General features: G+C 63.4%; 10 protein-coding genes. 4 read left to right on the forward strand and 6 right to left on the reverse strand.

The features are described 5' to 3' along the window. The first annotated feature begins 213 nt into the window (after positions 1-213). Both glpK and LMTR21_RS03630 read left to right on the forward strand, forming a co-directional pair. On the forward strand, positions 214-1,713 hold the full coding sequence (gene glpK / locus LMTR21_RS03625) for a glycerol kinase GlpK (protein ID WP_065756787.1): 1,500 nt from the start codon (positions 214-216) through the stop codon (positions 1,711-1,713). A 6-nt stretch (positions 1,714-1,719) separates the two neighbouring features. Then, on the forward strand, positions 1,720-2,313 hold the full coding sequence (locus tag LMTR21_RS03630) for a GNAT family N-acetyltransferase (RefSeq protein WP_065756786.1): 594 nt from the start codon (positions 1,720-1,722) through the stop codon (positions 2,311-2,313). 206 nt (positions 2,314-2,519) lie between these two features. Here the strand turns inward: LMTR21_RS03630 and LMTR21_RS03635 are convergent, their stop codons facing one another. After that, entirely contained in the window at positions 2,520-2,933 is a 414-nt protein-coding gene (locus tag LMTR21_RS03635) for a DUF6636 domain-containing protein (RefSeq protein ID WP_148635930.1), read from the reverse strand. 128 nt (positions 2,934-3,061) lie between these two features. On the opposite strand from LMTR21_RS03635, the gene LMTR21_RS03640 reads away from it, so the two are divergent. After that, on the forward strand, positions 3,062-3,691 hold the full coding sequence (locus LMTR21_RS03640; protein WP_065756788.1) for a glutathione S-transferase family protein: 630 nt from the start codon (positions 3,062-3,064) through the stop codon (positions 3,689-3,691). A gap of 214 nt (positions 3,692-3,905) precedes the next feature. Here LMTR21_RS03640 and maiA read toward each other — a convergent pair whose 3' ends face one another. The 5 genes from maiA to metF all read right to left on the reverse strand — a co-directional run bounded on the left by maiA (position 3,906) and on the right by metF (position 12,192). Then, positions 3,906-4,568 carry a maleylacetoacetate isomerase gene (gene maiA / locus LMTR21_RS03645; protein WP_065756785.1) on the reverse strand — a complete coding sequence of 221 codons (663 nt, stop codon included), beginning with the start codon at positions 4,566-4,568 and terminating at the stop codon, positions 3,906-3,908. Between the two features lie 57 nt (positions 4,569-4,625). Further along, entirely contained in the window at positions 4,626-5,771 is a 1,146-nt protein-coding gene (locus tag LMTR21_RS03650) for an IS4 family transposase (protein WP_148635931.1), read from the reverse strand. Positions 5,772-6,137: 366 nt separating this feature from the next. Then, positions 6,138-7,325 carry an IS481 family transposase gene (locus LMTR21_RS03655; RefSeq protein WP_065750742.1) on the reverse strand — a complete coding sequence of 396 codons (1,188 nt, stop codon included), beginning with the start codon at positions 7,323-7,325 and terminating at the stop codon, positions 6,138-6,140. A 96-nt stretch (positions 7,326-7,421) separates the two neighbouring features. Next, positions 7,422-11,273: a methionine synthase gene (metH, locus tag LMTR21_RS03660; protein ID WP_065753275.1), complete on the reverse strand. Its 3,852-nt coding sequence runs from the start codon at positions 11,271-11,273 to the stop codon at positions 7,422-7,424. A gap of 4 nt (positions 11,274-11,277) precedes the next feature. After that, on the reverse strand, positions 11,278-12,192 hold the full coding sequence (gene metF, locus LMTR21_RS03665) for a methylenetetrahydrofolate reductase [NAD(P)H] (protein ID WP_065753268.1): 915 nt from the start codon (positions 12,190-12,192) through the stop codon (positions 11,278-11,280). Positions 12,193-12,576: 384 nt separating this feature from the next. Here metF and LMTR21_RS03670 point away from each other — a divergent pair, with 384 nt between their 5' ends. Next, positions 12,577-13,596: an LLM class flavin-dependent oxidoreductase gene (locus tag LMTR21_RS03670; RefSeq protein WP_065753267.1), complete on the forward strand. Its 1,020-nt coding sequence runs from the start codon at positions 12,577-12,579 to the stop codon at positions 13,594-13,596. The last annotated feature ends 266 nt before the right edge of the window (positions 13,597-13,862 follow it).

Genomic DNA, 13,862 nt, shown 5'->3' on the forward strand with positions numbered 1-13,862 from the left:
GAAGCGGCGGGGCGGGGTGACGGTCTCTCCACATCCAACAGTGCCCGAGTTGAGAGATCACCCCACCCCGTCACGTATCTCGCTTCGCTCGATCCGTCCCGACCCTCCCCCTCCAGGGGAGGGTAAGGAAGGTCCCGCCGCCTTCATATTGACGAACCTTTCCCAATCGGATTGCTTCAGGCAACCAACAATCCTCCCCGGGGAAGCAACGTCATGTCCTTTGTGCTGGCCATCGATCAGGGCACCACGTCCTCGCGCGCCATCGTGTTCCGCAGCGACATCTCCATCGCTGCGACGGCGCAAGCCGAATTCCAGCAGCATTTCCCGGCCTCCGGCTGGGTCGAGCACGAGCCGGAGGACATCTGGACTTCGACCGTGATGGTCTGCCGCCAGGCGCTGGAGAAGGCCGGCCTCACGGCCAAGGACATCGCCGCCATCGGCATCACCAACCAGCGCGAGACGACCGTGGTCTGGGACCGCGCCACCGGGCAGGCGGTGCACCGTGCCATCGTCTGGCAGGACCGCCGCACCGCCGACATCTGCGCCAAACTGAAGAATGAAGGCCACGAGCCCGCGATTTCGGCGAAAACCGGCCTGATCATCGATCCCTATTTCTCCGGCACCAAAGTCGCCTGGATCCTCGACCACGTCCCCGGCGCGCGCGAACGCGCCGGCCGCGGCGAACTGATGTTCGGCACCGTCGATTGCTATCTGCTGTGGCGGCTGACCGGCGGCAAGGTGCACGCGACCGACGCCACCAACGCCTCGCGCACGCTGCTGTTCAACATCCACACCGGCGAGTGGGACGACGAGCTCCTGAAGCTGTTGCGCGTGCCGCACTCGATGCTGCCGGAGGTCAAGGACTCCTCCGCCAAGTTCGGCGACTGCGTGCCAGACCTGTTCGGCGGTTCGATCGCGATATCCGGCATCGCCGGCGACCAGCAGGCCGCGACCATCGGCCAGGCCTGCTTCGAGCCCGGCATGATCAAGTCGACCTACGGCACCGGCTGCTTTGCGCTGCTCAATACCGGAACCACGCCGGTCGCTTCGAAGAACAAGCTGCTCACCACCATCGCCTATCAATTGAACGGCAAGCGCACCTACGCGCTGGAAGGCTCGATCTTCGTCGCAGGTTCCGCCGTGCAATGGCTGCGCGACGGCCTCGGTATCATCAAGCAGGCATCCGAGACCGGCCCGCTCGCCGACAAATCCGATCCCATGCAAAGCGTCTATCTGGTGCCGGCCTTCGTCGGCATGGGGGCGCCTTACTGGAATCCGCGCGTACGCGGCGCGCTGTTCGGGCTGACCCGCAACACCGGCCCCGCCGAGCTCGCGCATGCGGCGCTGGAGAGTGTCTGTTACCAGACCTTCGATCTCCGCGAGGCGATGCGCGCCGACTGGCCGGGCGAGAAGGCCGCCAACGTGCTGCGCGTCGACGGCGGCATGACGGCGTCCGACTGGACCATGCAGCGCCTCGCCGATCTCCTCGACGCCCCGGTCGACCGCCCGGTGATCCAGGAAACCACCGCGCTCGGCGCCGCCTATCTCGCCGGCCTGCATGCCGGCGTCTATCCCGAGCCCGCAAAGTTCGCCGACAACTGGCGGCTCGAACATCGCTTCAAACCCAACATGAGCAAAGCGACGCGGGACCGCAAACTCGCCGGCTGGGCGCGGGCCGTGAAGGGCGTGCTGGCGAGCGATGAAGGGGAGTGACGTCAATTGATCGTGCCCGACGGCTATTCCGATATCCCCAATGGCAAGGTCGCCGCCATCGTCACGCACCTGGAAATGACCGCGCGTCCCGTGCCGCGCCCCGATCCCGCTGGCGCCTGGACGTTGCGCCGGGTCGAGACGCCGCCGCTGGACTGGTTTCGCGACCTCTACCGCCGTATCGGCGAGCAATGGCTGTGGGTTTCGCGGATCAGGATGCGCGATGCCGAACTCGCGGCTCACCTGCATTCACCGCAGCTCGAAGTTTATGCGCTGGTCGATGTCGGCAGCGACGAGGGCCTGCTCGAGCTGAATTTTGCAAAGCCCGGCCAATGCGAGATCGTGATGTTCGGCGTCACCGCAAAGCTGGTCGGTAGCGGCGCGGGGCGCTGGCTGATGAATCGCGCGCTTGATATCGCCTGGTCGCGCCCGATTGATCGCCTCTGGCTGCACACCTGCACCTTCGATCATCCCGCCGCGATGGCGTTCTACCAGCGCACGGGCTTTCGTGCCTTCCGGCGGCAAATCGAGGTGATCGATGATCCGCGACTCGACGGCACCGTGCCGCTCGATGCCGCGCCGCATCTGCCGGTGGTTGAGTGAGGCACTAACGCGTCCTCTTTGTCGGCTGTCATCCCCGCGCATGCGGGGAGATGGATTCACGTTTCCAGTATTCCAGAGCAGTTGCGATAGGGCCGAGCGGCTGCGGCGTACTGGATACTCCGCTGGAGCCTGTCATCGGGCTCGCCAAAGGCGAGACCCGGTGGCGGAGTATGACAGATGTGCTTGCGGCGCTTTCGGAGCATTTCTCAAAACACCTCCTGCTTCGCCCGCGCCAGCGAAAACCCACGGCGATCGGTGTTGAAGCACGTCACACCCGTCTGCTCCGACTTGCACGTAAATCCCCCGCGCTGCCAGACCTCACCATAGCCCAGCACCGGCAGCGATTTGTCCATTACGGTGTCGCCGTGGCAGATGCGCGCGGCCGCACCCTTGGCGTTCATCTCGAAGGCGCCGCCATAGTCGAGCTCGCAATCGGCGGGACGGCGCGACTTGGTTTCCATCGCGCTGATGTCGCAGCGGAGCACGTTCTGCTTGTCGTAGTCGAAATACTGGCAGGCGACGTTTTTGGACGGCGACTGGAAGCCGGTGGGGGCGGTTTGGGCATGGGCCGTCGCGGCAAATGTCAGCAGGAACAGCACGGGGGCAAATGAACGCAACATGGTCGATTCCTGGCTCGGATTGTCGTGCCCGGACTTGATCCAGGCATCCATCAAACTAAGATTCTATCTGAAGAAGGATGGATGGCCGGGTCAAGCCCGGCCATGACAAGCAGAGAGCAAAAAGAACCATGATCCTGATCGGCCAATTCGACTCTCCCTTCGTCCGCCGTGTCGCCATCGCCATGCGGCTTTACGGCATCGAATTCGAGCACAAACCGTGGTCGACCTTTGGCGATGCCGACAAGATCGCGGCCTACAATCCGCTGCGGCGGGTGCCGACGCTGGTGCTGGATAGCGGGGAAGCGCTGATCGAGAGCGCGATGATGCTGGATTATCTCGATGACCGCGTCGGCGCCGACAAGGCGATGATCGCGCGGAGCGGCGAGGCGCGCTGGCGGCATTTGCGGATCTGCGCGCTGGCGATGGGGCTCGGCGACAAGGGCGTCAGCCTGCTGTACGAGCGCGTGCTGCGCAAGGAGAAGCAGCTCGATCTCTGGGTCGAGCGCTGCAAGGCGCAGATATCAGGCGTGCTGGAGATGCTGGAAAAGGAGCGGGCCGAAGTCAAGACGCCCTATTGGTCCGGCGACAAGATCGGCCATGCCGATATTGCGGTGGCCTGCGTGCTGCGCTTCACCGGCGAGGCGCATCCCGCGCTGTTCGGTGATCGCTATCCCGCGCTGAAGGCGCATTCCGAGCGGTGCGAGGCGCTGTCGCCGTTCCAGGAAATCGTGCAGGCGCTGGCCCCGCCGAAGGGGTGAGTGGCTGTTGCTGTTGTAGGGTAGGCAAAGCGCAGCGTGCCCACCTTCTATGCCGAGGGAATGGTGGGCACGTCGCTACGCTCCTTTGCCCACCCTACGGCTGCGCTCGCACGAGCGCGAGCCGGCCTCAATCCTACTTTGCATGGGGTTGTTTTCACGATTTTTCTGGTCGGGTGCGGAGAGAGCCGCGTCGCCGGATAGCGAGCCGCGCTCATCACCCCTTCGCCCGCATCGCCTCGGGCGTATCCGGCTGTGCCAGCGGATGGGCTTTCGCGAACTCCGGCAGCGCCATCGCGGTTTCGAAGATGCGCTTCACGGTCGGATAGATTTTCAAATCGATCTGCTGCGTTACCGCCACGGTGACGTGGCCGACCATGCAGATATCGGCCAGCGTCGGCGCATCGCCGTGGCAGAATTTTCCGGTGTCCTTGTTATCGGCGAGATGTCCCTCCAGCGCCGCCAGCGTCTCCACGATCCAGTGTCGGCGCCAGGCCGCCTGCTGGGTGTCGCGCAGATTCAGTTCGTGATCGAGATAGCGGCGCACTCGCGGCGTCAGCAGGGGATGGCCCTCGCAGGCCACCATCAGCGCCAGCGCACGCACGCGGGCGCGGCCGTTTAGGTCGGCGGGCAGCAGCGGCGGGGAGGGATATTTCTCGTCGAGATATTCGAGAATGGCGAGCGACTGGAACAGCGTGGTGCCGTCATCCTCGACCAGCGCCGGCAGCGCCATCTGCGGATTGACCTTGCGATATTCGGGATCGCGATGCGCGTTGGCGTCGAGGTCGACGAAGATCACGTCGGCCGGGACATTTTTCAGGTTGAGCGCAATGCGAACCCGAAAGCTCGCCAGCGATCGCCAGAACGAGAAGAATTTCATGGCAGAGTACACTCCGGCGTCATGCCCGGACGTGATCCACGGCTGTCCGGTTTAGTTTTAGCATAGACTTAGGCTCATCTGCCGCTGATCTTGGACGATTGGCGATGGTTCGAGCAGCTTGTCGATCGATCGGCGGTGCATGAGGTTGGCCCGAACCAGCCTGCTGAAGACGGTTGGGCTTGGAACGGCTTTCTGTGCAGCCTGGGCCAGGCGCAGCAGCAGGAAGGCGATGAGCGCGACCGCAATCTGGATGCGTATGGCATTCTCGGATGTGCCGACGAAGCGAGTGATCTTGAGGGTCTGCTTGATCCAGCGGAAGAACAACTCGATGGCCCAGCGTCGACGATAGAGATCAGCGATCTCTTGTGCGCTGGCATCGAGATCATTCGACAAGATACGCAGCATCTTTCCGGTATCGGTCATGATGCGGACCTCGCGTACCGCATCCTGCATTGGATTGCAGCGGCTCTTGGCCTGGCGTGCGGGAAGGAAGCCGATGCGGTCGGAGAGGATGTTGCCGTCCGGGATGACGGGCAGTTCCTCCACCACGTCGAGCGGCGTGTTGGATTTGAAGCGGCTGACGATCCGGCAGCCGGCGGCATCGAGCGCGGCCCACCAGGCATAGTCGTAATAACCGAGATCGAAGACATAAGTGGCGCCCGGCTCGATCGGCATTTGCTGGGCCATGGTGATGTCGTTGACGTTGGCCGGAGTGACCGCGGCATAGATTGGGCGATCGGCGTCGGCGTCGTAAATTACGTGCACTTTGGCACCGCAGACCCCCGCCGAGAACCGCGCCCAGCCGGCGCTGTGTTCGTTCAAGCGCACGCTCGTGGCATCGATCAGGTAGGTCGTCTCGGCAAGCTTGCGACGCAGCCCGCGATGCGCCTGCTTCATCATTATCGCCAACAGTTCGGTGAACACGGCGGCAGGCCGCTGTGCGTTCGCATCCGAGAAGGTCGATCGTTGAACCGGTGCCGCGCCCACATGGTAGAGCCGCACAGCATGGCTCGAAAGTCCTGCCACGATCTCGCGCAAGCTCGCCGCCCCCGAAAGCTGACCATAAAGCAGCGCCACCAACTGGCTCTTGGTCGACAACCGGCGCACCCGCGCATCGGCTCCATGCTCCTCCACAAGCCTGTCGAACCGATGCCATGGAACGTGCTTTAGAAGTCCGTGGAATACGCTATTCTGATGCAGCATGGCTTGATCCTTCTCCGTGTCCCAAAACGTCGCCAAACGCTTGGAGCACAGAAGAATCAACGCCATGCGCCTTGTCTACAAAAATTAAACCGGACAGCCGTGGACGTGATCCGGGCATCCATCACCTTCGCGAGAGTCTTGTGAAGATGGATCATCGGGTCAAGCCCGGTGATGATGATCGGGCTGTGGCGGCGATGACGTGCTTCACCCTCCCCTGGAGGGGGAGGGTAGGCTCGCATGGAGCGAAGCGCAATGCGAGACGGGGCGGGGTGACAGTCTTTCAACTCGGGCACTGTTCGAGCGGAGGGACCGTCACCCCGCCCCGCCGCTCATTGCATGAGCGTCGACCCTCCCCCTCCAGGTTGTTCAGACCGGAGACAAGGTGGACGGGTGTTCGGAGACATCGTGGACACTTTCGGGCTCGCGGTCGAGGGGCCGGATGTCGATGGTTGCAATCATCTGGGTTCTGAAGACAACGTCGAAGACGCCATCGTGTGTAGTGGGTCGGAACGCCACAGCCCTTCCGCGGAAGGCTTTGGGAACTTTGACGGCGCGGCCGAGGAGGCTGACGTGACCGCCTTGCTGAACACGGCGCACGACGTCGTCCGAGGCATATTCGAAGGGCGCGACGATCTCGACATAGTCGCGCGGGCTCGGCTGATAGCGGCTGGCCGGGACAGCAAGCTCGAGCGCCTCGTGCGGCCGTTGTGTGTTGTAGACGTTGCGCCAGCGATCGAGGGCGCGCTCGGCCGCGGCGAGATCGGCGAACGGCGGACCGGACAGCACCTCGGCCTTGAGGCTGCGATGGAAGCGTTCGTCCTTGCCCATGGTCTGTGGATGATAGGGCCGCGAATGGCTGATCTTGACGCCATGCTCGATCAGCCAGACCCCGAGCGGAGTGAACGGGTTGCCCGGTCCGTCGCCCCAGGGCGAACCGTTGTCGGTGATCAGCCGCTCCGGCAGGCCGTAGCGGCGGAAGGCGATGATGAGCTGCTGGCGGACCGTCTCGGTCCGCTCGTTGGCGCAGGCCGCAAGCAGCACGGAGAAGCGGGAATGATCGTCGAGCACGGTCAGCGGATGAAGCCGGCCGGCATGCAGGGCCACGTGGCCCTTGAAGTCCATCTGCCACAACTCGTTCGGCCGCGACCGCTCGAACCGGGTGAAGGCGGACTGACCGCCGCCATGTGCGCCCAGTTCGACCCCGTGCCGCTTCAAGATCGCCGTCACGGTCGAGGGCGCCGGAATGGCTTCCCGTCCCAGATCCTTCAGCCGCCTGGCGATCTTGCGACCGCCCCAGGCCGGATGCTCCGCGCGGACCGAAAGGACAGCTTTCTCCGTCGCTGCGGCGCTGCGCGACGGCGAATTCTGCGGCCGACGTGACAGCTCGTGAAGCCCCGCCGTTCCTTGCAGCCGCCAACGTTCCAGCCATTTGTAGCCAGTCGTCGGGCTCACGCCGAAGCGCCGGCACAGCTGCCGAACATTGGCTCCCTCCACCGAGGCCAACATCACAAATTCCAATCTCGTGTCCATCCGGCACACCTCGCGGAACGGCATCCGACAGCCTCCTTGATTCGCTGTCGAAAGTGTCCACGATGTCTCCGAACACCCGTCCACCTTGTCTCCGGTCTGAACACAGGGGAGGGTGAAGTGTTAGCCTGCTCCCACTGCCTTTTTGCGCCAGGCCAGGTGCACGGCGCAGGTGCAGCCGGGCGGGTGCGAGGCGACGTCGTTGGCGGGCACGATTTCCGCCACCGGTGCCTTCGCCGCAGCCCGCTCCTGGGTGGGAATGTAATTCAGCACCGGCGCGAGCCAGCGCTCGGTCTCCGCCACCGCCATGCCCTTGCGCGCCGCATAGTCCTCGACCTGGTCGCGCTCGATCTTGCCGACGCCGAAATAGAAGCTTTCGGGATGGGAGAAATAAAGCCCCGATACCGACGAGCCCGGCCACATCGCAAAGCTCTCGGTCAGCTTTACGCCGGCAGTGTTTTCCGCGTCCAGCAGGCGGAACAGCGTCGCCTTCTCGGTGTGATCGGGCTGCGCGGGATAGCCGGGGGCAGGGCGGATGCCGGCATATTGTTCGAGGATGAGCTGATCGGAGGTCAGCGCCTCGTCCGGCGCGTAGCCCCAGAACTCCTTGCGGACGCGCTGGTGCATCCGCTCGGCGAAGGCTTCGGCGAGCCGGTCGGCCAGCGCCTTGCACAGGATCGAGGAATAATCGTCATTGGCGTTCTTGAAGCGATCGGCCACCGCGTCCTCGCCGATCCCCGCGGTGACGACGAAGCCGCCGATATAGTCCGGCACGCCCGACGCCACCGGCGCGATGAAATCCGACAGCGCCGCGTTGAAGCGGCCTTCGCGCTTCTCCAGTTGTTGGCGCAGCGTGTGGAGGGTTGCAATCTTCCGCTTCCGCGTATCGTCGGCATAGACGGTGATATCGTCGCCCTCGGCGTTGGCCGGCCAGAAGCCGATAGTGGCGCGCGCGGTGAACCATTTCTCCTTGATGATGCGGTCCAGCATCTTGCGCGCGTCGTCATAGAGCGAGCGCGCGACTTCGCCGATCTTGGGATCGTTGAGGATGGCGGGGAAGCGCCCGGTCAGTTCCCAGGTCTGGAAGAACGGCGTCCAGTCGATGTATTCGGCAAGCTCGGCCAGATCATAGGCGTCAAAGCTCTTGATGCCGAGGAATGCCGGCTTCTTCGGCGGCATTTTGGCAAAGTCGGCCTTGACCGCGTTGGCGCGTGCATCTGCCAGTTTCAGCCGCTTCTTGTCGGCCTGCGCGCGGAAATGCGCGTCGGATATCTTGGCGTATTCGGCGCGGACGTCGGCGGCATAAGCCTCGCGCTTGTCGGGCGAGAGCAGCGACGACGCGACGCCGACGGCGCGGCTGGCGTCGTTGACGTGAACCACCGGCCCGCCCTTGTAGTTCGGGTCGATCTTGACCGCAGTGTGCACGCGGCTCGTCGTGGCACCGCCGATCAACAGTGGCATCTTCATGCCCTGTCGCTCCATCTCGCCGGCCAGAAAGCTCATCTCGTCGAGCGAGGGCGTGATCAGGCCTGATAGCCCGATGATATCCGCGCCTTCGGCCTTGGCGGTCTCGATGATCTTGTTGGCAGGCACCATGACGCCGAGGTCGATCACCTCGAAATTGTTACATTGCAGCACAATGCCGACGATGTTCTTGCCGATGTCGTGGACGTCGCCCTTCACGGTCGCGAGCACGATCTTGCCGGCGGCATTGCGGCCATCGCCGGTCACGCCATTGGCGAGGTTGCGCGCCTTTTCCTCTTCCATGAACGGCATCAGATAGGCGACGGCCTGCTTCATTACGCGGGCGGACTTCACCACCTGCGGCAGGAACATCTTTCCGTCGCCAAAGAGATCGCCGACGACGTTCATGCCGGCCATCAGCGGCCCTTCGATCACGTTCAGCGGCCGCTCCACCGTTTTGCGCGCGGCCTCGGTATCCTCTTCGATGAATTCGGTGATGCCGTGTACCAGCGCGTGGCTCAGCCGCTTCTCGACCGGCCATTCGCGCCAGGCGAGATCCTGCTCCTTGCCCTGCTTCTCCTTGCCACGGAATTTTTCCGCCAGCGCCAGCAGTCGCTCGGCTGCGCCGGGGTCGCGGTTGAGGATCACGTCCTCGCACACCTGGCGCAGCGCGGGGTCGATGTCGTCATAGACGATCATCTGCCCGGCATTGACGATGCCCATATCCATACCGGCATGAATGGCGTGATACAGAAACACCGAGTGCATCGCTTCGCGCACCGGCTCATTGCCGCGGAACGAGAACGAGAGATTGGACACGCCGCCGGAGACATGCGCGCCCGGCAGGTTCTGGCGGATCCAGCGCGTCGCCTCGATGAAGTCGACGCCGTAATTGTTGTGCTCCTCGAGGCCCGTCGCGATCGCAAAGATATTCGGATCGAAGATGATGTCCTCGGGCGGGAAGCCGACCTCGTTGACGAGAATGTCGTAGGCGCGCTTGCAGATCTCGGTCTTGCGCGCGAACGTATCGGCCTGCCCGACTTCATCGAATGCCATCACCACGACGGCTGCGCCATGGCGGTGTGCGATCCGGGCCTCGTGGATGAATTTCTCCACGCCTTCCTTCATCGAGATCGAGTTCACCACCGGCTTGCCCTGAACGCATTTCAGGCCGGCCTCGATCACGTTGAATTTCGAGGAGTCGACCATGACAGGGACGCGGGCGATGTCAGGCTCGGCGGCGACGAGGTTGAGGAAGGTCACCATCGCGGCTTCGGAATCGAGCAGACCCTCGTCCATGTTGACGTCGATGATCTGGGCGCCGTTCTCGACCTGGTCGCGCGCCACTTGCAACGCTGTGGTGTAGTCGCCCGCGGTGATCAGCTTGCGGAATTTTGCCGAGCCGGTGACGTTGGTGCGCTCGCCGACGTTGACGAAGGGAATCGCTGATGTCAGCGCGAACGGCTCCAGTCCCGACAATCGCAGGCGCGGCTCGATGACCGGCACGACGCGCGGCTTGTGCGGGGCGACGGCGGCGGCAATCGCTGCGATATGGTCCGGCGTAGTGCCGCAGCAACCGCCGACGATGTTGACGAGGCCGGCCTCGGCGAATTCGCCGATCAGCCGCGCCATGTATTCCGGCGTCTCGTCATACTGGCCGAACTCGTTGGGCAGGCCGGCGTTTGGGTAAGCACAAACCAAAGTGTCGGCGACGCGGCCGATATCGGCGATGTGGGCACGGAGATCTTCGGCGCCGAGCGCGCAGTTGAAGCCGACGGTGATCGGCCTGGCGTGGCGGATCGAATTCCAGAACGCTTCCGGCAATTGCCCGGAGAGCAGGCGGCCGGACTTGTCGGTGATGGTGCCCGAAATCATCACGGGCACATCGATGCCGCGTTCTTCAGTGATTTCGGAGATGGCGTAGAGCGCCGCCTTGGCGTTCAGCGTATCGAAAATGGTTTCGACCAGCAGGAGGTCGGCGCCGCCGTCGAGCAGGCCGTTGACCTGTTCGCCATAGGCCTTGCGCAAATCGTCGAAGGTGACGGCGCGATAGCCGGGATTGGAAACGTCGGGCGAGATCGAGGCGGTGCGGTTGGTCGGGCCCAGCGCGCCGGCGACGAAACGCGGCTTGCCGTCCTCGGCCGAGACGCGCTCGGCGGCAGCGCGCGCCAGCCTGGCGCCATCGCGGTTGAGCTCATAGGCGAGGTCCGACATGTCGTAGTCGGCCTGCGCAATCGAGGTCGAAGAGAAGGTGTTGGTGGCGACGATGTCGGCGCCCGCGCGCAAATAGGCGGCGTGAATGTCCTCGATCGCCTTCGGCTGCGTCAAGATCAACAGGTCGTTGTTGCCGCGGACGTCGCGATGGAAGTCCGCGAAACGTTCACCGCGAAACGCGGTTTCGTCGAACTGCAGGCCCTGGATCATCGTGCCCATGGCGCCGTCGAGCACCAAAATGCGCTCGCGCGCGGCGGCGAGCAGGGCGGTACGCTTTGGCGAAATCTTGGCAGTCATCGGATCAGGCGGCTTTCTGTGCGCCATTGGGGCGAATGCCCAGCAGATGGCTGATCGCGAACACGAGGTCCGCGCGGTTCATGGTGTAGAAGTGAAAGGTGTCGACGCCGTGCTTGGCGAGTTTGTGCACCTGGCCGGCCGCAACGGTGGCGGCAACCAGCTTGCGCGTGTCGGCGTCGTCGTCGAGGCCTTCGAACTTGTCGGCGAGCCAGTTCGGCACCGTGGTGCCGGCGCGGGTCACGAAGCTGCGCGCCTGCTTGAAATTGTGCATCGGCATGATGCCGGGGACGACAGGAATATCGATGCCGCGGGCGCGCACGCGATCGAGGTAGCGGAAGTAGAGGTCGTTATCGAAGAACACCTGCGTGATCGCGCGCGCCGCGCCGGCGTCGACCTTGGCCTTCAGCGTGTCGATATCGGCATCGATGGTCGGGCTCTCCGGATGCTTCTCCGGATAGGCCGAGACCGAAATCTCGATATCAGGATAGCGCTTCTTGATGCCTTCGATCAGGTCGGGCGAACTCTGATAGCCGTCGGGATGAGCGTGATAGGCGGTGCCGATGCCGGTGGTGGGATCGCCGCGCAGTGCCACGATGTGGCGGACGCCGATCTCGTGATAGCGCGCCACCACGTCGTCGATCTCGCCCTTCGGCGCGCCGACGCAGGTCAGATGCGCCGCCGGGACCAGGCTGGTCTCTTTCAGGATGCGCGCGATGGTCGAATGGGTGCGCTCGCGGGTAGAGCCGCCGGCACCATAGGTCACGGAGACGAAATTTGGCGTCAGCGGCGCCAGCCGGTTGATGGTCTCCCATAGGCTGCGCTCCATCTCTTCGGTCTTGGGCGGAAAGAACTCGAAGGAAATCCGGGGCGAATGCAGCACGCGATGGCCGTCGAATGCGGGGGGCGTAACGTCGGTCATGGCACTCACAAGCTCCGGAAACGATGGGCGGACATCAGGCCTAGCGGCGATCAGCTAAAATAGGCCAAATCGGGTCGATCAAACAGCCCATCGACCATGGGAAATAGCCCACTTTATACTAAATAATTGACATGAAGGCGGGGATGGAAGGGATTGTGGGCTAAAGCCATTTGTGTGTTTTATTTAACTATAACAGCGAGATGATCTTGGTTCGGCTCGGTATTAAGGGTGACATTATGCGTTGGGCAACATGAAGAACTACGATTTTGTTGCATTTTGTCCCACACTTTGGCGGTTACCCAACACGCCTTTCCCCACAAGCGCGGGCCTGATCTGCGCCGACCGGGCCTTTGTCGCCTTCGATTGCCGCACTAGTTTAGCGCCATGATCCCGCTTTCCGTTCTCGACCTCTCCGTCGTCACCACTGGCACCCGCCCGGCCCATGCGCTGCAGAACAGCATCGATCTGGCGCGCCATGTCGATGGTCTCGGCTATATCAGGTACTGGCTCGCCGAGCATCACAACCTGGCTTCGGTTGCGAGCCCCGCGCCTGACCTGATGATCGGTCAGATCGCGGCGGTGACGAAGAACATCCGTGTCGGCTCCGGCGGCGTGATGCTGCCCAACCATGCGCCGCTGGTCGTGGCTGAGCGCTTCAAGATGCTGGAGGCGCTGTTTCCCGGCCGCATCGATCTCGGCCTCGGCCGCGCGCCCGGCACCGATGGCGCCACCGCGCATGCGCTGCGCAGCCGGCTCGATCGCCGCGAGGGCGACGATTTTCTCGAGCGGCTGAGCGAACTGGTGTTGTGGGAAACCCGCGGTTTCCCCGCCGGTCATCCCTACAACAATGTGGTGGCGATGCCGGACGACACGCCGCTGCCGCCGATCTGGCTGCTCGGCTCGTCCGACTACAGTTCGGAATTGGCAGCACAGGTCGGCATGGGCTTCGCGTTCGCGCATCATTTCGCGTCCTACGACGCGATCGCAGCGATGACCAACTACCGCAGCCATTTCAAGCCGTCCGGCTGGCGGGAGGGGCCGCACGGCATCCTCGCCGTCGCCGCGGTCGCCGCCGAAACCGATGCGGAAGCCGAACAGCTCGCGACCTCGATGGACCTCAACCGCCTGCGGCGCGACCGCGGGCAGTACCTGCCGCTGCCGAGCGTCGAGGAAGCGCTGGCCTATAACTACACCGACTCCGAGCGCGCTTCGATCGCTCGCAACCGTTCACGCTTCTTCGTCGGCAGCCCGGCGACCATCATGGCAAAGTTGCAGCCGATGATCACGGCGAGCCAGCCCGATGAATTGATGATCATCACCGCCGTCTACGACCACGACGCGCGGAAGAAGTCGTACAGTCTGCTGGCGGACGCGTTCGGGCTGAACAAGAAAGTGGCTGCGTAAAGCCAATTACTCCTCTTCGAATTCGTCATCCCGCTTGTCTTGTTTGAGATGATTTTTCGGAAAACCGCTGCGCGCTTTTCCAGATCGTCCTCCAGATCGTGATGACTTCTCCATCTCATTTTTGAGCGTACCCGGTGCTGGCTTCGGATCTGAGGAGCAACCAAACGTTGTCAGAAGGGTTGTTGAGGTCTCCAACCAAGGAGACGAGCCATGGAACTCAAATCTGCTATTGTTGGGTTGGCCGCTCTCGCCGGCGTTGTGCTCAC

It is taken from the genome of Bradyrhizobium paxllaeri (assembly GCF_001693515.2).
In the GTDB taxonomy this organism is placed as follows: Bacteria; Pseudomonadota; Alphaproteobacteria; order Rhizobiales; family Xanthobacteraceae; genus Bradyrhizobium; species Bradyrhizobium paxllaeri.